This is a genomic window from Propioniciclava soli, assembly GCF_038502305.1.
GTDB classification, from domain to species: domain Bacteria; phylum Actinomycetota; class Actinomycetes; order Propionibacteriales; family Propionibacteriaceae; genus Propioniciclava; species Propioniciclava soli.
Genome location: NZ_CP115965.1, coordinates 1,624,485 through 1,646,029, shown reverse-complemented (window position 1 = coordinate 1,646,029; position 21,545 = coordinate 1,624,485). Strand labels below are relative to the sequence as shown.

The following is a 21,545-nucleotide window of genomic DNA, read 5'->3' as shown; positions in this document are numbered from 1 at the left end:
GACGCCGCGTCAGGCCGCGGAGACGGACCGGCCGCTCATGGAGTGGATCTCGACGACGATGAGGAGCTCGCGTTCCCCCGGCGCCCAGGGCTGCGGCGCCCGGTCGGGGGCCTCGGTGGGGACGCCGGCGCGGCCCTGCACCAGCACCGTCCACCCGTTGCTCATGGTCTCGTCGACGTCCTCGATCTCGACGGCGACGTCGCGGCCGTCGGCGAGCTCGGCCAGCACCGAGCCGCGGTCGACCCTGAACCAGAGGGCGTCCCCGTCGAACCGGTAGTTGAGCGGCAGGATGAGCAGCCCCTGCGAGGACTGCCACGCCACCCGTGCCACGACGCGCTCGGCCAGCAGTTGGCGGCACTCCTGCGGAGCAATCGGTTGCAGATGACCAGGGCCTGTCACAGGCACGACTGTATACGAACCCGGCCCCCGCCCCCAGCGGCGTGCACCGGGGCCCGACGACGCGGCCGCCCCTGACTCACCCGAACAGGGCCGCTGCCGCCAGCAGGGTGGCCACCGAGAGGATCGTCGTCCAGAACACGGCGTCACGCGCCAACAATTCGGCCGCGCGGTACCGCGTGGCGACGACGTAGACGTTCTGCGCGGCCGGGAGTGCGCCGAGCACCACGACGGCGTACAGCGCCGGGCCGGTCAACCCGAACACGAGGTGTCCGATCACCCAGGCCAGCAACGGGTGGACGAGCACCTTCAACACCACCGTGAACCACACGTGCGCCCGGTGCGGGCCCGAGCCGGGCAGCGGGTCCAGCCGCAGGGACGCCCCGAACGCCAGCAGCATCAGGGGCACCGCCACGTTGCCGATCAGCGCCACCGGTTCACTCACCAGCGCGGGAACCGTGACGGGCAACACGTTGGCGGCCAGTCCGAGCAGGATGCCCACGGTGATCGGGTTCTTGAACGGGATCGCGACGTAGTGCCAGGGGCTGGGCCGGTGGGCGGCGGAACGGGCGTTGCGCGCATCCAGGATGACCAGGGCGAGCGGTTGCAGCAGCCCCACCTGCAGCAGCAGGATCGGCGCGATCCACGTCCCGTCCCCGAGCAGCGCCAGTGCCACGGGCAACCCGAAGTTGTTGGCGTTGGTGTAGGCCGAGGCCAACGCGCCAATGACCAGTCCACGGACGCCGGGGCGGAACACCCAGGGCGCGACGGCGAAGTACACCGCCATCGTGGCCGCAACGGCCAGCACCGAGACCAGCGCCGTGGTCGAGAACAAGTGGTCGAGTGAGGCCGTCGACAGCAGGGCAAACATCAGCATGGGCGTCCCGACGTTGAACGCGAGCAGCGACATGAGCCGGCGTCCGCCGTGGTCCACCAGGCCGAGGTGGGCGGTGAGCCAGCCCACGGCGATCACGATCCAGATCGTCGCGATCCCGGTGATGGCGTCCTGCACCCCCACACCCTAGGACGTCCGGCACCCTCCTTCCACCGGCGGACGCCCCCGCAGCACGGGGCTGCCCCGGCGGGTCCGCGCCCGGCCCCGCCGGTGCGGGTCTACGCTGAGCCCGATGGCCGGGGAGCGCAACCACGTGATCGATGTGGCGCGCGCGGCGTCCGTCGCCGTGGTCGTCGTGTTCCACGGCCTGCTCTACCAGGTGCGTCTGGCCGGCGACATCCCCGAGGTCGTCCCCTGGGCCGCGCCGCGCTGGCTCTACCCGCTCACCTGGGTTCTCATGATCATGCCGCTGTTCTTCGTGGCGGGTGGGTTCGGGCACGCCCTGACCGTGGACCGGATGCGCCGCGAGGGCGCGAGCTACGCGCACTTCCTGGCCAGCCGCGGCCGCCGGCTGGTGGGCCCGCTGGTGCTGTTCGTGACGTTCTGCACGCTCATCGCCACCGTCGCGGCGTGGGCCGGCCTGCCCGGCCCGGCCGTGACCCTCTCCCGGGCCCTGATGCAGCTGCTGTGGTTCATCTCGGTGTACCTGGTGATCGTCGCGGTGGCGCCGGCGATGGTCACCTGGCACGACCGGCAGGGTGTGGTGCCCATGCTCGTTCTGGCCCTGCTCGCCGGTGTCGTCGACGCCGTCTCGTTCACCCACGGTGAGCCGGCGTGGCGCAACCTCAACCTGTTGTTCGTCTGGCCGCTGGTGCACCAGTTCGGCATCGCCTACGAGCGCGGCTGGTTCCGCCGCGGCCGCGCTGCCACGCCGTGGCTCGCCCTCCTCGCGGGCAGCGCGGGGGTCGCCCTCTTGGTGTTCGGCGCGGGCTACCCGCCCTCGTCGGTGGGCTTCGCCGACCTGCCGATCGCCAACATCCAGCCGCCGACCCTGGCGATGGCCAGCCTCGCGCTCGCCCAGTGTGGGGCCCTCGCCCTCGTGGAACGCTCTGGCGTGCTGGCCCACGTGTCCGCCCGCACCGAACGCGCCCTCGCGGTCGTCAACGCCCTCATGGTGACGACCTATCTCTGGCACATCTTCTGCATCCTGCTCGCCGGCACCGCGTTGGTGCTGCTCGCACTGCTGCTGCCACCGCTGGACGGCCTGCTGCTCAACCAACTCGTCGTGGCAGGCGTGGGGCTGGTCTTCGTGGCCGCGCTCGTCGGCCCCATCGGACGCCTCGAGCTGCGGCTCATCCCCCGCCTCGGTGAGGTGCAGGACGCCCGCGCCGTCATCGGGGCGTACGTGCTCCTGACGGCCGGCACCATCGGGGTGTGGCAGAGCGGCACCGTGCTGCACCCCGCCGCCCCCTGGTCCGTCGTCTCCGTCGCCTTGGTGTGGGTCGGTTCGTGGCTGATGGGGCGTGCCGCGGACGCGGAGCCGCGTCGGCACCGCGTGGCACAATGGGGCCGATGAGCGCGCGCTGACCTGGGGAGGTGCCCACGGGCATCCACGGGTGTGCGCCACCCCGCGATGGTGGACGAGAGGGAAGCGTCGGTGGATCCGAGGACCTGGGACGCCCCGTGGGCGGTGATCTTCGGCGCGCTGTGGGTGATCGTCATGCTGCGCGCGAACGCCACCTACTGGCTTGGGCGCCTCGCCGCCCGCGGTGCCGAGTCGACCCGTGCCCGCCGGGTGATGGCCTCGCCGGGCTACCGAACCGCCGCCGACCGGCTCAACCGCTGGGGGGCTCCGGTGGTCACCCTCTCGTTCCTCACCGTCGGGGTGCAGACCGTCGTCAACGTGGCGGCCGGTGCCACGCGCATGCCGCTGCGACGTTACCTGCCCGCCGTGGCTCTCGGGTGCGTGGCGTGGGCCGCGATCTACGGCACGGTGGGGTTCTTCAGCGTCGAGGCGCTGGTGGTGGTGTGGGAGCGAGCCCCCGTGCTCGCCGTGGCGCTCGGGGTCAGCCTGGTCGGCGCCTTCGCCGCCTTCGTGGTGTGGCGCGTCAAGGATGCCCGGGCCGGACGCGTCCGACCGCCCGTCCCCGCCGACGACGTGCCGGCCGGCTCGCGGGGAACCGACCGGCACTGACGTCGCTCCGCGGCATCGCAGCCCCGGGGCCAGCCGGGCTCAGGGAAGGTCGACGACCTTCGCTGCGTCGGAGGTCTCGTCGGAGTTGCCGGTGACGCTGCGCAGCACCTTCACCAACATGCCGACCCGCGACTCCCCGCCCCACACCTGGGCGGTGTCGCCGTGCACCTTGAGCACGACGTTGTCGGGGTTCTCCGGGCCGCCTTCCATGAAGAAGGACGCCCCGGCACTCCACAGCTCCTCGATCAGCGCGCGGTCCTCGATCACCTCGGCGGTGCCGGACAGCGAGACCCAGGCCGACTTCGACGTGTAGCCCACGTTGACCTGGGGATGGGCGCGGATGTCACGGACGACATGGCTGCTGCTGCGCACGAGGAACAACACGTCGCCGTCCTCCTCGGCGAGCTGGGTCGACAGCGGGCGGCTCGTCAGGCGCCCGTCGTCGGCGCCGGCGTCCACCGTCGTCAGCATCGCGACGTCGATGTCGGCCATGAGCGAGCGGACGCGCTCGACCTCGGCGGGGTCGGAGGTGACGACAATGTCGTTGGCGGGACTGTTCTCGTTCTGGCTCATCGTGCTCCTTCGCTTCGGCCCTCGGTCGAGGACGCCCCCACCCTAGCCCGCTGCCGGCGGCTGCGACCGGTCGCCTCCGCCCGCCTGGGGCGCCGGCGACGCGTGGGTGGGGTCGAGCACCCGCTGCAGGAACGTGCGCGTCCGCTCCTCGCGCGGGCTGCCGATCACCTGGTCGGGGTGGCCCTCCTCCACGATGACGCCGCCGTCCATGAAGATCACCCGGTCGGCCACCTCGCGCGCGAACGCCATCTCGTGGGTGACCACCATCATGGTCATGCCCTCATCGGCCAGGTCGCGCATCACGCCGAGAACGTCGCCGACCAGCTCGGGGTCCAGCGCCGAGGTGGGCTCGTCGAAGAGGATCATCTCGACATCCATGCTCAACGCGCGGGCGATCGCCACCCGCTGCTGCTGCCCCCCGGAGAGCTGGGCCGGGTAGGACGCCGTCCGGTCGGCCAGCCCGACCTTGGCGAGGTTCGCGCGGGCATTCTCCTCCGCAACCGACCGGGGGATCTTCTTCACCTGCGTCTGCCCGATCGTGCAGTTCTCGAGCACGGTCAGGTGCGGGAACAGGTTGAACTGCTGGAACACCATGCCCATCTGGGTGCGGATGAAGTCGACGTCGGCGTCCGGATCGGTGATCTCCTCGTTGAGGATGAAGATGCGGCCGCTGGTCGGCTCCTCCAGCAGGTTGACGCAGCGCAGCAGCGTCGACTTGCCCGAACCTGAGGGGCCGATGACGCACACCACCTCACCGCGGCGCACCACCGTGGAGATGCCCTTGAGCACCGCGAGGTCGCCGAAGTTCTTGTGGAGGTCGTAGATCTGGATCTCGTCGGCGCGGTTGCCGGTGGGGACGACGTCGGGTGTGGTGGTCACGGGGTCACCGGGCCTTCTGCTGACGGGCCTCCATGCGCCGGACGAGGAACGTCAGCGGGAGGGTGATGATCAGGTAGCAGAACCCGGCCACGACCAGCGGGGTCAGGTTCACATTGCTGTTGGACAGCTCGCGCCCGAACTTCGTCAGCTCGAACGCGGCGGTCGTCAGGCCCAGGACGTAGACCAGCGAGGAGTCCTTCGTCAACAGGATCAACTCGTTGGTCAGCGGCGGGGTGATGATGCGGAACGCCTGGGGCAGGACGATCTTGCGCGTCGCCATGCCGGCCGGCATCCCCAGCGACCGCGCCGCCTCGACCTGGCCCTTCGGCACGGCCTGGATGCCGGCGCGGATCGTCTCGGCCATGTAGGCCGCGCTCACCATGCCCAACGCGGCCCACACCGTCCCGTACGGATCGAAGGGGAATCGGAGCCCCGGGAAGGCGACCGACAGCAGACCGAACGACAGCAGCACGATCAGCGCCGGCACCCCGCGGAAGAACTCGATGTAGATGCTCGCCAGCCACCGGTAGGGCGCGACCTGGGAGAGGCGCATCAACGCGAGGATCGTGCCCAGCACCAGCCCCACCACGAACGCCCCGAGCGTGTAGGCGAGCGTGTTGAACAGCGCGTGCGGAACCCCCTGCAGCGTCAGGACGATCAGGTCGGGGCGGAAGAACACCGACTGCACCTGGCGGCCGTCCACCGTCGCGATCATGAGCACGACGAGGGCGATCAACACGGCGTACTGGACGAGGCGGATGCGTCGGGCCCGCTTGCGGGGAGAGATCTTGGCGCGGGTGACGCGCGGGGCGACGGTGGCGGTCGAGCTCATGGCACTCCTGGCAGATGACGGTGGCGCGCCGACGAGAGCGCGGTGAGGAACCCGCGGCGTCCGGGCCGGACGCCGCGGGCGCGGATCAGCTGGCAGGGGCGTCCACGCCGAACCAGCTGCGGTAGATGTCGTTGAAGCGTCCGTCCTCACGGGCCTCGGTGAGCACCTGGTCGATCACCTCGCCCAGCGCCTCGTTGTCCAGCGCGTAGTTGAACCCGTAGTCCTCCCCCGTCTGGAACTCGGTGGCCACCTTGGTGGTCGGGTTCTCCCGAGCGAAGTCGTAGAAGACGCCGTTGTCGTTCACCGCGGCGGCCACGGTGCCGGCGAGCACCGCGTTCGCACTGGTCGGCATGTCCTCGAAGATGCGCACCTCGTAGCCGAACTCGGCCGCGTGCTCCTCCACGTAGGACTTGCCCGTGGTGTCGGTCTGGGCGCCGACCACCTGGCCGCGCAGGTCCTCCAACCCCGTCACCGACGAGTCGGCGGACACCAGCAGCGCCTGGGTGGCGCTGAAGTACCCCTCGGAGAAGCCCGTCGCTGCGGCCCGCTCATCGTTGATCGTGATCGCGGCCGCGCCGACGTCGCAGCGCTGGGCGGTGAAGACCGCCCCCGACGTGATCTGGCCGAAGTCGATGTCGATCACCTCGCGGGTCACGCCCAGCTCCTCGGCCACCAGATCCATCAGGTCCATGTCGAAGCCGACCACCTCGTTGCCCTCGGTGAACTCGAAGGGCTTGTACGACAGGTGGGTGCAGACCGTGAGGTGGCCCGGGCTGACCAGCTGGACGCCGGCGTCCGCCCCGGCGGTCTCCGTGGCGCCCCCGGCAGCGGTCGTGGTGGGCGCGCTCGCGTAGTTGGCGCACGCGGTGAGGCTGAGCGCCGCGGTGCCGGCCACGAGGGCGGCGGCGAGCCGCGTGCGGCGGCGGTGGTTGTTCACAGGGATCCTCCCGGTCGATGGTGTTCGCCGGAATCTTTGCACCCGCGGCCGACAATTCCCGTCCGTGTCCACACGATTTAACGAAGCCGTGATCATTCCTGACAGGCGGGGGGCGTGGAGACGTTGCCCGTGGAGGCAGAACTGGACGCCCTGCTCACCGTCGCCGCCCACGTCGCACGCGCCTGTGGGCGGCCGATCGTCGACGAGCGGCCCCGCGTGCTCGACGTGGCGGCGACCAAGTCGAGCGTCACCGACGTGGCGCAGCGCTCGCCGAGGTCGCCCCCGACGCGGAGACCCCCACCTTGCTGAGGTGAACCCGGCCTCGAAACGCCCCGGGGAACGGGCCCGGTCGCCGTTGACCGGGCCCGCCCTTGGGTGCTTTCCGCCGAGATGACCGCCTCGGGGGCGGCTCGGCTGACTCACCGTGCAGGGATCAGCCCAGCGCGCCCCGCACCTCGGTGACGAACCCCTCGGCCGCCGGCTCGGGCGCCTGGGTGCCGAACATGACGGCCTGCGCGTAGCGGAGCTGGATGGACGGGCTCTGCCCGCCCCCCATCGGCGGCACGAGGGAGGGCGCGCCCAACTCGTCGTTGATGGAGTCCAGGTACTCAACCACCTTGCGATCGGACTCGCCGAGGTCGCCGGCGATGGCCTCGCGGACGGTCAGGTTGGCCGGCACCCCCCGGTCGGTGCCCAGCAGCGTGCCCGCCTCGACGTTGTTGGCGAGGTAGTCGATGAAGATCTTGGCCTCCTCGGGGTGCGCCGAGCGGGCCGAGGCAGACCAGTACATCGACGCCTTGTACCAGAGCTCGGCGTCCCGGCCGGTGCCCTCGGCGCGGGGCAGCCGCAACGGCAGGAGCGACTCCCCGGTGGCGCGGTCGAGCGCCGGGTACTGGTTCGACCACAACGACCCGAGCGCGACCCGGTTGGTGCCGAGCAGCGACTGGTCGATCGGCTGCCCCTCGTCCTCCCCCGTCACGGACGCCGGGGGGATCGAGCCGTCCTCCTGCAGCGTCAGGAAGTAGCTCCAGTAGTCGGCCACATCGGACGCCTCGTAGGCGATGCCGTCGGCCGTCCACTGCTCCTTGCCGTGCTGACGCAGCCACGCCTTGAGGACGGCGTCGGTGCTCATCATGTTCATGGCCCCCCAGGACTCACCGCCACCGGCGGCCGAGATCTCCTGGGCGATGCGCTGGAAGTCGTCCCACGTCCACGTGGTGTCGTCGGGCAGCTCAACCCCCGCCTGTTCGAACAGGGTCGGGTTGGCCGCCATGGACGGTGCGTTGATGCCTGCGTTGATGCCGACGAGGGTGCCGTCGACCTCGCCGAGCTCCACGGTGCCCGGGGCGAAGTCGCCCGTGTCGACATCCGCCAGGTCGAGCAACAGCCCACGACTGCCGTACTCGACGATGTACTTCTCATCCATCTGGATCACGTCGGGGGTGTCGTTCGCGGCGGACTGGGTGGCCAGCCTGTCCCAGTATCCGCTCCAGTCACCGGGCTCCGGCTGGATGCGGATGTTCGGGTGCTCGGCCTCGAACGCCTCGATGACGCGGCTCGTGGTCTGCAGGCGATTGTCGTTGCCCCACCAGGTGAAGCGGAGGGTCAAGGGGGCGTCGCCCCCCGCCGTGGTGGTGGCCGGCTCACCTGCGCCACAGGCGCTCAGCAGCACCAGCCCGCTGACGGCAGCGGCCAAGACGGGGGCGAGGGTGCGGCGACGAGTCATGTGGACGAGACCTCCCAGTGCGCGTGCGGCGGCACCGCTGCCGTCGATGAGGCGAGAGTAACAGCCGTCATCGTACAAGTCAACGACTCGTATGATGCCTTGGGTACGTTGTCAGACACGTCTCCAGCTGGTACGACAGGGCCATGTCTGACACCGCTGCCCTCGCCCGCGGCTCCCGCGCGCTGGCCCACGAACTCTCGGCACGTCTGCGGGCGCAGATCTTGGCGGGCGAGCTCGCAGCCGGCGCCAAGCTCCCCACCGAGAGTGAACTCAGCAGTACCTTCGAGGTGAGCCGCACGGTGGTGCGTGAGGCGCTGCAGCACCTCCAGGCGTCCGGGCTGGTGGAGACCTTCCAGGGCCGCGGGTCCTTCGTCCTGGCCGTGCCCGTCGAGCCGGTGGGCGGCCCGCTCGCCGCGGTCCGGACGCGGGACGATCTTGCCGCGCTGCTGGACTTCCGCATCGGCGTGGAGTCGGAGGCGGCGGCGTTGGCGGCCCAGCGCCGCTCCGCCGCCCACCTCACCTCCCTGCGGCGTGCCCTGGAGCATTTCGGGCGCGCCGAGCGGTCGCCGGAACGGGGCGTGCAGGCCGACTTCGAACTGCACCTCACCGTGGCCCGGGCGAGCCAGAACGCCTTCATGGTCTCCACGCTGGAGTCGTTCGGGCCGCGCATGGTGCTGCTCCAGCGCACGGGGCTGGACGAGTCCGCCGCGCTCACCGACAGTGCCCACTTCGCGCAGATCCTGACCGAGCACACCGCCTTCGTGGACGCCATCGAGGCCGGGGACGCCGCCGGCGCGGGCGCGGCCATGCGCGTCCACCTGGCCGCGTCGCGTCGACGTCTGCAGGCGCGGAAGGGCTGAAACGGGGGGCTTCCGGCCCCGTTCGGCCACCCCGGGGGCGACGTCACTGTTCGGGGGCACGCCAGGTGCGACGGCTGCGGACGGCGTGGGCCACCGCTCCGACCAGCAGTGCCGCCACGAGCATCCACAGGACGGCCGGATGGGACGGACGCCCCAGCGCCACGCGGCCGAGCATCCAGACGGCGTATCCGACCAGCACGAGCGTGGCGGCTCCGAGCCACCCCGTCTCGTCGGCGAGCCGCCGACGGGTCGTGGCCAGGTTCTCGGCACGCAGCCAGTACTCGGCGTCCGGGAGGTTCACCAGTTCGGCCGGCAGCCGGCCCGTCAACCACGGGACGGCCCAGAAGACTCCCACCACGGAAATGCCCATGACGACGGCGAACGCGAGGTGCCCCCCGAGCGTGCCCCACCGCGTCGGGTCTCCACCGGCGTCGACGTGGACCGGCACGGTGGCCGGCAGACTCACCGCCTGCCAGCCGAGCAGGACGCCGTACGCCGCGCCCACCGCGAGCAGTGCAACACGTCCCGGAGCCACGCGTTCACCCTACGCCGACGGGCCCCCGGGAACATCCCGGGGGCCCGTCGCCGCGACCGCACCGCGTGGGGAGCGGCCAGTGGTTCTCAGCTGCCAGTTCTCATCCAGTTGTCGTTCCAGTTCTCACATCGGTGTCAGGACGGCGCGGAGGATCGTCGGCGTCTCCGTCCCCGTCTGCGTCCCGCTCGACCTTGCCCAAGAGCAGGGCGATAGCGGCCACTGCCTCGTCGACGAGCTGCTGCATCTCGGCGGGAAGGGCGTCGAGCTCGTCGCGGTCGATCGCGACCGCGTAGACCTGCTCCAACGTCCACCAGTGCGAGCGGAGGTCATCGACCCACGCGGCGGTCGTCTCCAGCTCGTTCCACAGCGAGTCCAAGTCGTTCACGAGGCGGGCGAGGGCCACACCGCCAGCCCGGAAGCCAGCCACCCGGTCCTCCATGAGGGCGACCTGGCGCAGGTCACGCCCCGAGTAGGCCAGTTTCATTGCCTGATCCTCCCATAGTCGACCGTTACAACCCGTCCAGAACCTGTGTCCACGATGACCGTAAGCCGGTTGGCCTCGTCGTAGTAGGCGGTCGTTCCCATGACTTTGCCAGCTACTGCATTCTCCGGGGAGAGAGCGTTCTCCACGACTGATGGCATGATGCCCTGCTCTTGCATCCTGTCCAGTGCGTGCCCGGAATACGACCTGCCGCGAATGACGGCTTGCGTGTTCAACGCACGCTGACCGACTGGAAGCGCGACGGACAGGTGGCGGCCTCGTGCGCCGATCGGCGTTACCGCAGAGACTACGGAGTGCCCGAGTTTGAACTTAGCGAACCCCGGTATTGGCGCTGCTGCGAGCACAAGTTCGCGGCCGTCGACGTCACACTCGTCCGTGGTGATTAGGTACGCGTCTAATGCCGCGACGACGCTAACAGCCCCCCAAACCAACGGGACTATCAGGCCCGACGGGTCGCCGTCCTGGTACGGGTTGCCGGCTGTGTATCCGTACGGGTCACGGGTCTGTGCGACGAGGGGATCGCGGGTGAGGAACTGCGCGCTGGCGGGGTCGTAGTAGCGGGCCCGCAGGTACACGAGGCCGGACTCGGCGTCGCGGTACTCCCCGGCGTACCCGAACGACGACGTGCCGGTGCCCGTGGTCGCGGTCTGGTTGCCGTACGCGTCCCAGGTCCGGGCGAGCTTGACGGTCCCGGTTCCGTCAACGAGTCCCCGGATCGAGCCGGTCAGGTCGCGGATCGGGTAGGCGCTGGTGTCGGTGGCTTTGTCGGCCTGCTGGACGAGCCCTCCGTCGGGCCCGTACACGTACAGATTCGTCGCGTCGGCGAGCAGGAGCGGGAGGCCGCCGGACGTGTCCCACGCGAACGTCTCGACCGGGTTCGCACCGACCGTCTTTGACCTGCGTAGGCCGTTGCCGTCGTACCCGTACGTGGTGGCGGTGCCGTCTGGGGTGGTGTGGGAGGTGAGCCGCTCAGGGCGTCCCACCCGTACGTCGTCGTGTCCGACCCGCGGGTCGTGGTCGTGCGGGAGCCTGTGGCCGAGTACCCGTACGTGACCGCTTGGCCGGCGACGCTAGCGGCGGTGAGGCGCCCGTCGGGGCCGAACGTCCGCCCGGTCTGGCCGGGCACGTTCTTCAGGTTGTTGGCGGTGTCCCAGCCGAACGTCTTCGTCCCCTCGGCGCCGAGCCGTTCTGCGGCGTCGAATGACAGGTTGCGGGTCGTGTCCCCGGTGACGGCCGTGCCCGTCGGGGTAATCGTGGAGATGGTGTCGCGGTCGTCGAAGGCGTCCCCGAACGACGCGAGGGCCGTGGTCCCGGCGGTGGTGACGAGGCTGGTGGACCGGGACGCGTCGTCGTACGTGTTGGTGGTGACGACCGTGCCGCCCGGCCTTGTGTGCGTGGCGAGCCTGCCCGACTGGTCGTACGTCCACGCGTGGGCCCGGTTCGCCCAGTCGCTCAGCCCCGTCTGGCGGCCCTCGTCGTCGAACGCTCGGGTGATCGAGAGCCCGCCGGGGTAGGTGAGGCCGGTCTGCCTGCCTCGCTGGTCGTACGCCCAGGACACGTCGGCGAGGTCGCCGGGGGCGTCCAGTTTGGTGAGGCTGCCGAGACGGTTGTACTCGTACAGGGTGGTGCCGCCCGCGTCCGTCATGGACGCGACCCGGCCCGCCGGGTCGTAAACCCACGTGGTCGTGATCCCTGTCGTCGCTAGTCGCGTCCGGTTGCCGACGGTGTCGTACGTGTACGTCACGGTGCGGTTCGCGGCGTCCTTGGCCGTCGCCGCCTCGCCATACTTGGTCCACGTGTACGTGGTCACCCGCCCGGCGGGGTCGGTGACCGTTGAGGGTAGGCCGGTCGTGGCGTTGTATGCGTAGACGGTCTCCGCCCCGGCTCCGTCGCGCTGCTCGGTGACCCGACCGGCGGGGTCGTAGTCGGTCTCCTGCGTCTTCGTGCCGGTCGTCGACTTGGTGACGTTCCCGGCCAGGTCGACGACGAGGTTCGTGTCGTTGCCCTCCGCGTCGGTAATCTTGGTCGGGTTCCCCGCCGCGTCGAACACGGCCGTCGTGACGTGCCCGAGCGGGTCTGTGACCGTGGCCGGCCAACCGGACGCGTCGTACCCGGTCGTGGTTGTCTTCCCGTCCACCGTGGTCGTCGTCGGCCGGCCGGCGGTGTCGTACCCGGTCGTCACGGATCGCCCGGTCCGGTCCGTCACGGTGGTGGGCCGGCCAGCGGGGTCGTACGCGATCGTGGTGGTCTTGCCCGCCGGGTCGGTCGTCCCGGTCAGGTCGCCGGGGTGGGCCGTCGTCGCGTACTGGAACGTGGTCGAGACTGTGCCCGTAGGCGCGGAGGGGTCGGGGGTGGTGACCTTGGAGACGTTGCCGTTCGCGTCGTACTCGAAGCTGGTGGTCGTGCCGAGCGGGTCGGTCGCGGTGAGGGGCCGATCCTGGGCGTCGTAGGTGGTACGGGTCGTCGCGCCGGCCGGGTCGGTGACGGAGGTTGGGTTGCCGCGAGAGTCATAGCGGGTGACCGTGACACGTGCTGCCGTGGTCGCGCCTTCGGAGACCACGGTCCGCCGTCGCGCGGCGTCGTAGGCGTAGTCGATCGGGAGAGCGGTCGCGCTGCCGGTGTTCGCGCGCAGGGTCTTGCGGAGCAGAAGGCCGCCGTCGCCATGCAGGTAGTCGGTGCGGCTGCCGTCCGGGTTGGTGACCTTCGTGAGGACCCCTCCCGTGAACGGCACCGAGTAGACGTACGTGGTGATCCCGTCGAGGGGGTTGGTCTGCTTGGTCACCCGCCCTGTGGTGTCGTACTCGTTGGTCAGGGTCGCGTTCCGGGCGTCCTTCTTCGCCAGGAGCCGGTGCGCGGTGTCGTACGTGTACGTCCACGACGGCTGGCCCGGCAGGTCCACCCCAGTCAGGTTCCCCGCCGTGTCATATGAGTAGGAGACCTCGCGTCCGGCGGCGTCGGCGATCTTGGTGACGTGCGCGCCGGTCCACGTGAAAGTCAGCGTGTTGCCAAGCTGGCCGGTCACGGTCGCGAGCTTCCCTCCCGTATAGGACAGGGTCAACGCCTCACCGTTCCGGTCGGTGACGCTCGTGAGCTCGCCCGTGGCCGCGAACGTGTAGACGGTCCGGTCGCGGGTGGTGACGGCGATCCCGGTGCCCTCGTCGGCCACGTCGAGACGGGTCCGGGCGGGTACGACCCAGCCGTCGCCCGCGGCGTTGCGCGGGATGACCATGACGTTGCCGTCGGGGTCGGTGACGTTCAGTTTGAGCCCGTCGGGAGTCTTGTCGGCCCGCCAACCGTACGAGAACGCCCACCCGTACCCGAACGGCCCGTCCTGCTCCGCGCGCGCGGACACGTACGTGCGCGGGACGTCGTGCGCAGGCCCACGCCCCGTCAACGTCAGGTCCGTCTGGGTCGCCCAGAACACGCCCGTCGCGGTATTGACCGGCTCGCCGTGCTGGCCTTGCGTCGGGTCTTGGAAGTCGCTGGCCGTGTAGATCTTCTCGCCCGGGTCGGGGGCGTCCGGGTCGTACCAGTCTTGGTCGACCCGGTACATGGGCGGCGACGTCGAGGGGTTCAGCCTGTCCTCCACCACGGCGTACCAGCTCGTGCCGTGGATCTCCGACTTGAGGAAACCGGGCGACTTGCACGTGCCATAGTCGGTGCTAGAGCACGCGAAGCTGTCCGGGCTCCCCTTTCGATAGAGGGCGACTTGGGAGTCGGAGCTGTTGAACACTCCATCTGCTGTGACCCGTGCGGCCCATTTCGCCGTGCTCGCGTCCTGCTCGAAGTTGATCTTCAGCGTGTACGGCTGCCAGACGGCAGCGACCTCGTTGCTGAGCGCGACTTCTTGCCACCCCGTCGAGCTGGTGGCCCTCCATAGGAGCCGGGCGCGGTACGTGTAGACGTGGAAGGGGCTGACGTTCGGAGACGTTAGGTAGCCGTAGACCTTCAGGTCGTTCGGGCCCGTGTTGCCGATCAACACGTAGGGGCCGTCGTTGTCGCGCTCCCAGAGCTCGTACTTGTACTGCGCCGGTGCCGTGTAGGCGTCCGGGAAGGCGTGCATCGCGAGCTGGCGTCGCTCCTCCCCCGAGGTCATCGGCTGTCCCGGACGCGGATCGTCGACCCGGATCGTCCCACCGCCCCCTTGGGCGTGCACCGTGACGGGCGCGAAGAACGGCGTCACCGTCAGGGCCAGTGCCACCGCGAGGACGAGTGCGAGCAGCGAAGCACGAGATGGGTCACGGCTGGCGGGGCGGGTCACGCCCCCTCCCTAACCTCCTGCCCTCGCCTTGCTCCCCGGAGGGGGACCGTCCGAAGCTTTGGGATCGCTGGTCGGGCTAGAACAGCGTCTCTTGCCCGTCGCCGGGCGTCGCCTTTCGTGGCCTGCGGGCGGGCGGGGTTGCGGACGGGGCGGCCGCCTTGCGGACCCGCTCGGCGATGGCGACGGCCACGTCCTTGTCGCTCCGGCGGAGGCTGCGGCGCGTGACGACCCATTCCTTGTCCGGCACGGTCTCTTTCGCGAGCCCGGCGGCGACGAGGACCTGCATGCCGAGCCGGACCTCGCGCGTGTTGCCGTGCCCTTCGTGCTGGTCCTTCACAGCGGCCACGAGCTCCGCGAGGGGGACGGTGGCTTCGTCCTGCCAGAACGAGTTGGGGAGCACCTGGGTCCACAGGCGGGTCGCCATGTACAGGCCGGGCACTTGGTCGTTCATAAAGCCGTACTGGACCTTGTTCGGGCCGAACTGGTCGGGCAGGCAACGGAACGTGTGCCTGTCCCCGAACACGTGCTCCCGCTGGCCGCGGTGGAGAGTGCCGTTGCCTGCGGGCCAGACCAGGAACACGTACTTGTCCGGCTCCTGGGAGTAGTGGACGAGGACGGGTCGTCGGGGCGGGGAGAACCAGTGCTCGGGGTCGTCCACGCGTTGCGTGAGCACCCGGTCCGCTGCGTCCGCGGCGACCGCGACGGGCGTGAGGAACAACACGTCCACCGGGGAGACTGGCAGCGGCGCTTGGTGCCCCTTCTGGTTGGGCGGGCCGGGCATCTCGGTGAGCTCGGCGTAGCCCTGCAACTGGCGGCACAGCCCCTCGACCGACTCGTCCCGCAGGGACAGGTTCGCGACCTCCCCGGCCATTCCGGACCCGTCGGTGAACGCGACGGTGAAGTCGGGGGTGAGCGACTTGTCGCCTACCTTGATGCTCGGGTACCGCTCGAACTGGGCGACCGTGTCCGCCAGCTCGGTCACCTGCGTGTACAGCCAGTGGAAGCTGGAGACCACGTCCACGTGCCGGTCGTAGACCTTGAACTCGTCGACGAGCCGGTCGGCGTCGAACACGGGCCGTGCCTTGCGCGCCACGTCATGCCTCCACGAGGTCGGTGAGGCTGACCTTGGGTCGGGGCTCGGCCTGCTCGATGCGGATCGCGCCGAACGCCTCCGCGATCCGGCCGGTCACTCTCGCGAGCGAGGCCGGGGACGCGCGGAAGCCGGGGTACACGTTCACCACGTCGGGGACGGTGACCATCACGTCGAAGTTGGAGCCGTCGCCCTCGTCGGTGAGGACGAAGTGCAGGTACGGGTTGCGGTGGAACACGGCCATGCTCATGTCCGTCATTCCCTGGGCCAGGTCGACGAGCAGGCCCGTGTCCTCGCGCGAGTTGAACACGTCCTCGGCGAGCACGACCGACAGCGGCACGACCGGCACGGACCTGCGCCGCTGACGGCCGGTGAGCAGCGCCCGGCGGGCGGCTGCGGCCTCGGCGAGCGGTGCGAGGACCTGGTCCTCGAACAGCCGGTACCTGCCCGAGTAGAACGTCGCCCCGGCGACCCGGCGCAGGTGGAAGTTGAGCTCGTCACCGACCCGCAGCACCCACGAGCGCACGTACGCGCTGTTGCGCTCGAACTCCTCGACGACCTCCTCGGGGCGTGGCCGTAGGGAGCCGGTGACCGGCGGGAAGCCGCGGAACAGCGACGACTGGTCCCGGGTCGACCTGCCGGTGGCCGTCACGACCTCCACCTCGCCGAACTGTTGCAGCTGGTGGCCGAACGCGCGAAAGTCGCGGTGGTCGAGGAAGCACCGGGACACGTCGCGCGCCGACGCGACCCAGCGGACGACCTTCTTCCACCGCGCGTGCGTGGTCGGCACGCCGCTGGCGAGGTGGAACACGCCGTCGTGGACGGTCGGCAGCGCCACGACCTGCCACGGGCCCTCGTCGTCGGCGAGTTTCAGGATCTCCACGTCCCCGACGGAGCGGCGTTCGGCGGCGAGCACCTCGGCGGCGCCCAGGTGGTCGAACGGGTGGCCGTCGCTGACCCACACGGTCTCGAACGCTACGTGCGGGGCGCGGCCCTTGTCGGACTCCGACGCCCTGTCCATCACGTTCGCGAACGTGGCGAAGCGCGCGGTCGACCACGTCGACAGCACCGCGTCGAGGATGGGGGTATACGCCACGTCGCCTCCTAACCAGCCAACTATCGCAGCCTGCGCACGGCCGTGCAGCCGGACCCCGCCTACGTCTCATCCGTCGTCCGCGGGAGGCGGGCCTTGTCAGTCCCCTATCGTGGCGGGGCGACGGCTGGCGCGATCTTGTCCGCGATCGTGTCGACGTCGTCCTGGTCGGTGGTGAACCCGGCCAGGTCGGGCAGGATGCCCGAGTACTCCTTCACGTCGTCGAACGTCACCCCGTGCAGGACGGGGATCAGGGTCGGCTTGTTCAAGAGCGCGCCGAGCTCCCGCTGGGTCCAGAACCGGCCCGCGAGGTACGCGGCGGTGAGCACGGCGATGCCGGCGCGGGCCTTGCGGAGCCCGGCGTCCATCTGCAGCGACTGGGACTTGCCGGGCTGGATCGCGACGGCGTCGAACCAGACGCGGACGCCCCGTTCCTCCAACGCGGCTGCGAGCGCCTTCGCGGTGGCCTCGCCGTCGATGCGGGCGTAGCTCAGGAACACGTCGTAGTCCCGGCCGTCGTCGAAGTCGATCGCCCCGTGGACGCGCTCGACCAGTTCGCGTTCCACCGGCTGGTAAGTGATGGTCCTCGTCCTCGGCGCTGCGGCGAGCTGACGGTTGATGTCGGCGACGACCTGTTGGTTGTGCCTGTCCGCTTCCCTGTTGTGCCGGTCCACCCTGCGGTTGTAGTCGTCCACGGCCCTCTTGTTCTCGCGGTTGACCCGGTCGATCTCGCGGCGGTTGTGCTGGTCGACCTTGCGGTTGTAGTCGTCGACGGCCTTCTTGTTCGCCCGGTTCACCCGGTCGAGCTCGCGTGGCTGGTCGAAGTCGGCGGGCACGTACGTGGTCGTGTGGTCGATGTCGTCCGGGTCCCAGCCGTGCGCTGCCCACCACTCCTCCACGCTCGTCCCGGCGGGCACGGACAGGTGGACCCCGTCGGCGAGCAGGTGACGGGTGCCGTCGGGCCCGGTCCACGTGGTGGTCGGCTGGGTGTGCGGGCACGTGTCGCACTGCTCCCAGCGGACCATGTCACCAGTGCGGCGGTTGCCGACCGTGAAGACCTCGTGGACGTGCCCGCCGTCCGGGGCGGCCTCCTCCGGCGTGCCGAAACCGAGCATCCTGTGTGTCCCTAGTCCGTATCGCGTGGTCGTGCCTCCGGTCGACCGTAGCGTCCTAGATTTAGTACGGCAAGGCGGGGCTTCGGTCCGCGGACAGCGACGGTCGGCCCGCCCCCGGCGACCGCGGATAGGATTCACGTGAGGCTGGCCGGGTGGCCGCGCCCACCCGCCACTTCACGGAAACGAGCACGTGCTTTGCCGAACAGCTATCCCAACGAGACCGCCGGGCAGCTCGCCTTCTACAAGGAGTTCCAGCCCTACCTGCCCGCGCTCCCAGAGATCCTGATCGCCAGCACAGACGGCGTCGTCAAGGGCAACCTCCTGGAGTTCAAGCTCGCCATCAACGACACCCCGGCCGTGCTGTTCCAAGCCGTCAAGTACCTGTCCAAGCTCCGTCTCACCGGCCGGAACGTCCCCCGCAACATCCTCCTCATCGACCTGAACGCCAAAGTCCTCCGCGTCTACGACGCCCTCGACTACCGGGACGCGATCCACCAGACCTACGCGATCTCCGCGTCACGCGAGAACGCCGGCTTCCACGTCGTCCGGGAGCCCGAGGTCGTCCACGACTTCCTCGTGGGCGGCGCCGCCCGCGTCGTCGAGCTGTTGAAGTCCGACGAGTTCGTGCCCGTCGACATCACCCAGGAGTGCGTCGTCCCCTGGGCCGAGCGGTACTACCGAGAGGTCCCCGGGTCCACCAAAGAGCACCTCCTCGCCGCGAACGGCGAGCTGCGCAAACCTGCCCGGTTCGCCGGCCTCGTCACGCCCTACCACGGAGACGACTGGTCCGAGTTCAAACGCATCCTCGACCGGCTCAACGACAAGCTGAAGAAGATCGAGCTCGGCGCGTTCTACACGCCCGAGCCGTACGTGAAGAAGTCCTACGAGCTGCTCCTGACCGCGATCGGGAGGGTGCCCGCGGGGAACGACTACGTCCTCATCGACAGGTGCGCCGGCACCGGCAACCTGCAACGCGGCCTCGACGCCATCCCCTGCCCCCACCCCGACTGTCCCGGCGCGGCCGCGAGCGGCGCGGAAGACGGCGAGCCGCACACGGTCCTGTCGCACGCGATCGTGAACACGTACGAGAAGTTCGAGTACCTAGAGCTGTTGCGCGAGTTCGCCGGCCGGGTCCGGGCCGTGATACCTCCCACCGTCGCCGCGGGCGAGGACTCCGGTTTCGGGACCCTCTTGAACGGCGACGCGCTCTCCGACAGGTTCGTCCTCGGCGCCCCCGTCAAGAAAGACGGGGACGACACCGCCGACCACCGCGCGCCGAACGCGACGCGCGCGTACCTGGACGACCCGCACTGCACCATCATCCTGTTCGAGAACCCTCCCTACGCGGACGTGGCCGGCGTCGAAGCCAACGTGAGCGGGAAGAAGGAGTCCTTCGGCTGGCAGTCGTCGTGGGTGAAGAAGCAGATGGCCGCCGACCCGGACATCAAGGCCAACGGCACCCAGCCCCTGCGGGACCTGACGAACCTGTTCATCTGGTCCGCGTTCCGCTACTACCTGCGCCTGCCCACCGACTCCTACGTCGTCTACTCACCGTCGAAGTACTTCAAGTCACAGGGCCTGGCGCAGAAGGAGTTCGTGGACGGCTACCTGTTCAACCGGCGACGTTTCCACGCGACCAAGGACGCGGGCGTCTCCTGCGTCCTGTGGGGCAACACCGACGACACCACCCGGACCGAGTTCCCACTGAAGATGTACGACGTGGACGAGGGCGACAAGTACGACCACGGCGACGACGCGATCGTCCCCGGGGCCCTGCACAAGGGGTTCGACCCGGACTCGGGGAACATCTCCACAGGCTCGGACGGGGTGCCCGTCGTCACTGTCCACAAGACCTCGTCCGTGTTCTCCGCCCTGTTCGACACCCGCAAGTTCCCCGACGACACGACCGGCATCTACTGCGAGACGAACGGGCGGGAGGCCCACCGCAAGGCCATCACCGCCGCCGTCTACAACCCCAACATCGTCGGCTACCTCCGCGCTTACGGCACGTCGTTCGAGAACATCGACCTGTACTCGCAACTGACCAGGTGCACCGCCTACAACGGCAACGGGTTCCACCTGCGCTCCGACAACTTCGCCACCAAGCTCCCGCTGTTCGTGGCCGGCCGGATGGCGTCAGAAGGCAGGTTCTGGATCCGGGGCGTGGTCAACAGGTGCGCCGACAACGGCGACAACTTCTCCCACGACCTCGGGTTCCTCAAGGAGTGCCTGCTGTACACGGCGCTCGCGTACCACAACAAGTGCCTTTCGTTCACCGGGTCCGACAAGCGCGAGTACCGCAACGAGCTCTGCCTCGACGGGGACACGGCCGCGCGCCGCGAGCTGGATCGGCTCGCCAAGTCGCACCCGCTGACCACGCAGGAGGACGGGCTCCTCGCACAGTGGGAAGCGGTCCTCGCGGAAGCCCGCAAGGTCACCAAGGTCCGCCGGCACGGCGCGGACAAGAAGGTGTTCGACCCGTCCATCCCGTGGGGCCTGTACCAGATCGCGTTGGAGCTGAACACGACCCACCCGGTCACGTCCGCGAAGGGGAAGGTGACCCAGATTGCGGACTCCCCGGACCTGAACGGGGCGATCAACACGATGAAGGGCCTGTTGGCTGCCTACCACGCCAAGGTGATTACGCCCAGGCTGTGGGAGTTCGGGCTGGTCAAGTAGGGACGGGCTGTCACGGTTGCGGCGTTCCGCGTCGTCGTCCCCGGCCGTGACCGTACCGGGATGGCCCTGCCGGCGTAGCAGCCCGTTCTACGGGCCGTAGGGTCTGCCGGAGGGCGCCGCCGGCGTCGAGCAGCTCGTCGGCGGCGAGGCCGAGACGACGGGTGTCGTTGGCGCGGATAGCGTCCCTGACCGCGTCCTCCGCGCGGCGGACCTCAGACACGGCCGCTACGACCTCTAGCACCTGCCGAGGGGTCAGGTGCGCGCCTGGGTAGGTGGCTGCGGGACGCGGCTCGTACGTCTCGGCGGGCGGGATGGGCAAGCCTGCCTTCCGGGCTCTCTCGACGCGTTTCTGGTGACGCTTCTGGTGGGCCCGGCGGGCGTAGGCGTGCGCGGTGCAGTACGCGCTACCGGGGGCCGGCCACACGTTGGGCAGGCCCGTGTCCCGGCAGTCCGGGCAGCGGCCACCGGCGGAGTAGGTCACGGCCCGGGGTGGCGACAAAATGACGACAAACCGCTGGCACAGGTGCTCATGGCGTTCTCCCGGTAGGCGTTCCTGACGTTGCCATGCCTACAGGTCCGACGGTTCTGTGGTCAAGCAGGGGAGCCGGTCGGTCCCAGTGCGAGGGGGTGGTCGTCACTTTGTCGCCACGTTCGTGTCGCGGCGGACGGTGATCGTCGACGACGTGATGCGAGAACGAACGGAAAGGTCAGGCGTGGTCGCCGTGGGCGGGCCACAGCGCCGTGTCGAGGACGACCTCCAGCCGGGCGATGGCGTGGCTGTCGGGCCAGCCCTTGCCGAAGCGGATCACCTGGACGGTGTTCACGCTGATGCCGGCGAGGCGTGCGACCTCGCGGGCGGCGAGCCCGCGCTCGTCCATGACGGCGGCGAGGCGGGCGGCGAGCTGGCGGACCTTCTCGATGGCGGGGTCGTCGCTCGGGGTGGCCGGCCAGTCGGGCAGCCCCGTGTTGGGCTGCACGCGCGGGGGCAGGCGCCGGGTGCGCGTCTTCCGCTCGGGGGTCGGTCGATCGGTCACGGTG

20 protein-coding genes are annotated in these 21,545 nt (G+C 69.9%); 5 read left to right on the top strand and 15 right to left on the bottom strand.

Going from position 1 to position 21,545, the window contains the following annotated elements; translation table 11 throughout:
* Positions 1–9 precede the first annotated feature (9 nt).
* Both PCC79_RS07540 and PCC79_RS07535 read right to left on the bottom strand, forming a co-directional pair.
* Positions 10–399 (bottom strand): pyridoxamine 5'-phosphate oxidase family protein, encoded by a 390-nt coding sequence (locus tag PCC79_RS07540; protein ID WP_232548064.1) that lies wholly within the window; start codon positions 397–399, stop codon positions 10–12.
* A gap of 76 nt (positions 400–475) precedes the next feature.
* Entirely contained in the window at positions 476–1,408 is a 933-nt protein-coding gene (locus PCC79_RS07535; RefSeq protein WP_342373441.1) for an AEC family transporter, read from the bottom strand.
* 115 nt (positions 1,409–1,523) lie between these two features.
* Between PCC79_RS07535 and PCC79_RS07530 the strand changes: the two genes are divergently transcribed.
* Both PCC79_RS07530 and PCC79_RS07525 read left to right on the top strand, forming a co-directional pair.
* Positions 1,524–2,807 carry an acyltransferase family protein gene (locus PCC79_RS07530; RefSeq protein ID WP_232548066.1) on the top strand — a complete coding sequence of 428 codons (1,284 nt, stop codon included), beginning with the start codon at positions 1,524–1,526 and terminating at the stop codon, positions 2,805–2,807.
* A gap of 81 nt (positions 2,808–2,888) precedes the next feature.
* Complete coding sequence (locus tag PCC79_RS07525; RefSeq protein ID WP_232548067.1) at positions 2,889–3,425, top strand: DedA family protein; 537 nt, start codon at positions 2,889–2,891, stop codon at positions 3,423–3,425.
* Between the two features lie 39 nt (positions 3,426–3,464).
* On the opposite strand, the gene PCC79_RS07520 is transcribed toward PCC79_RS07525, so the two are convergent.
* From PCC79_RS07520 to PCC79_RS07505, 4 genes are all read right to left on the bottom strand, one after another.
* Positions 3,465–3,998: a pyridoxamine 5'-phosphate oxidase family protein gene (locus PCC79_RS07520; protein WP_232548068.1), complete on the bottom strand. Its 534-nt coding sequence runs from the start codon at positions 3,996–3,998 to the stop codon at positions 3,465–3,467.
* Between the two features lie 42 nt (positions 3,999–4,040).
* A complete protein-coding gene (locus PCC79_RS07515) occupies positions 4,041–4,877 on the bottom strand; it encodes an amino acid ABC transporter ATP-binding protein (RefSeq protein ID WP_425325658.1) in 837 nt (278 codons plus the stop codon).
* Positions 4,878–4,881: 4 nt separating this feature from the next.
* Positions 4,882–5,709 carry an amino acid ABC transporter permease gene (locus tag PCC79_RS07510; RefSeq protein WP_232548069.1) on the bottom strand — a complete coding sequence of 276 codons (828 nt, stop codon included), beginning with the start codon at positions 5,707–5,709 and terminating at the stop codon, positions 4,882–4,884.
* Between the two features lie 85 nt (positions 5,710–5,794).
* Positions 5,795–6,646: a transporter substrate-binding domain-containing protein gene (locus PCC79_RS07505; protein WP_232548070.1), complete on the bottom strand. Its 852-nt coding sequence runs from the start codon at positions 6,644–6,646 to the stop codon at positions 5,795–5,797.
* Between the two features lie 114 nt (positions 6,647–6,760).
* On the opposite strand from PCC79_RS07505, the gene PCC79_RS07500 reads away from it, so the two are divergent.
* Positions 6,761–6,955: a hypothetical protein gene (locus tag PCC79_RS07500; protein ID WP_232548071.1), complete on the top strand. Its 195-nt coding sequence runs from the start codon at positions 6,761–6,763 to the stop codon at positions 6,953–6,955.
* 124 nt (positions 6,956–7,079) lie between these two features.
* Here PCC79_RS07500 and PCC79_RS07495 read toward each other — a convergent pair whose 3' ends face one another.
* Positions 7,080–8,372, bottom strand: a complete 1,293-nt coding sequence (locus PCC79_RS07495) for an ABC transporter substrate-binding protein (RefSeq protein WP_342373440.1) — start codon at positions 8,370–8,372, stop codon at positions 7,080–7,082.
* A 143-nt stretch (positions 8,373–8,515) separates the two neighbouring features.
* Between PCC79_RS07495 and PCC79_RS07490 the strand changes: the two genes are divergently transcribed.
* A complete protein-coding gene (locus tag PCC79_RS07490; protein WP_232548073.1) occupies positions 8,516–9,232 on the top strand; it encodes a FadR/GntR family transcriptional regulator in 717 nt (238 codons plus the stop codon).
* A gap of 43 nt (positions 9,233–9,275) precedes the next feature.
* Here the strand turns inward: PCC79_RS07490 and PCC79_RS07485 are convergent, their stop codons facing one another.
* From PCC79_RS07485 to PCC79_RS07455, 7 genes are all read right to left on the bottom strand, one after another.
* Positions 9,276–9,767 carry a hypothetical protein gene (locus PCC79_RS07485; protein ID WP_232548074.1) on the bottom strand — a complete coding sequence of 164 codons (492 nt, stop codon included), beginning with the start codon at positions 9,765–9,767 and terminating at the stop codon, positions 9,276–9,278.
* A 100-nt stretch (positions 9,768–9,867) separates the two neighbouring features.
* The gene (locus tag PCC79_RS07480; protein WP_342373439.1) at positions 9,868–10,251 is read right to left on the bottom strand and encodes a hypothetical protein; all 384 of its coding nucleotides are present in this window, start codon (positions 10,249–10,251) and stop codon (positions 9,868–9,870) included.
* Complete coding sequence (locus PCC79_RS07475) at positions 10,248–11,072, bottom strand: RHS repeat-associated core domain-containing protein (RefSeq protein ID WP_342373438.1); 825 nt, start codon at positions 11,070–11,072, stop codon at positions 10,248–10,250. Before PCC79_RS07475 ends, PCC79_RS07480 begins: the two co-directional genes overlap by 4 nt.
* Positions 10,994–14,530, bottom strand: a complete 3,537-nt coding sequence (locus PCC79_RS07470) for a DUF6531 domain-containing protein (RefSeq protein WP_342373437.1) — start codon at positions 14,528–14,530, stop codon at positions 10,994–10,996. Before PCC79_RS07470 ends, PCC79_RS07475 begins: the two co-directional genes overlap by 79 nt.
* Positions 14,531–14,606: 76 nt before the next feature.
* Entirely contained in the window at positions 14,607–15,623 is a 1,017-nt protein-coding gene (locus tag PCC79_RS07465) for a hypothetical protein (RefSeq protein ID WP_342373436.1), read from the bottom strand.
* 1 nt (position 15,624) lies between these two features.
* Positions 15,625–16,716: a hypothetical protein gene (locus PCC79_RS07460; RefSeq protein ID WP_342373435.1), complete on the bottom strand. Its 1,092-nt coding sequence runs from the start codon at positions 16,714–16,716 to the stop codon at positions 15,625–15,627.
* Positions 16,717–16,820: 104 nt separating this feature from the next.
* The gene (locus tag PCC79_RS07455) at positions 16,821–17,828 is read right to left on the bottom strand and encodes a toll/interleukin-1 receptor domain-containing protein (RefSeq protein WP_342373434.1); all 1,008 of its coding nucleotides are present in this window, start codon (positions 17,826–17,828) and stop codon (positions 16,821–16,823) included.
* 195 nt (positions 17,829–18,023) lie between these two features.
* On the opposite strand from PCC79_RS07455, the gene PCC79_RS07450 reads away from it, so the two are divergent.
* Positions 18,024–20,507, top strand: coding sequence for a hypothetical protein (locus tag PCC79_RS07450; protein ID WP_342373433.1), 2,484 nt, complete (start codon positions 18,024–18,026; stop codon positions 20,505–20,507).
* A 707-nt stretch (positions 20,508–21,214) separates the two neighbouring features.
* Here PCC79_RS07450 and PCC79_RS07445 read toward each other — a convergent pair.
* Positions 21,215–21,541 (bottom strand): helix-turn-helix transcriptional regulator, encoded by a 327-nt coding sequence (locus PCC79_RS07445; protein ID WP_342373432.1) that lies wholly within the window; start codon positions 21,539–21,541, stop codon positions 21,215–21,217.
* Between the last annotated feature and the right edge of the window lie 4 nt (positions 21,542–21,545).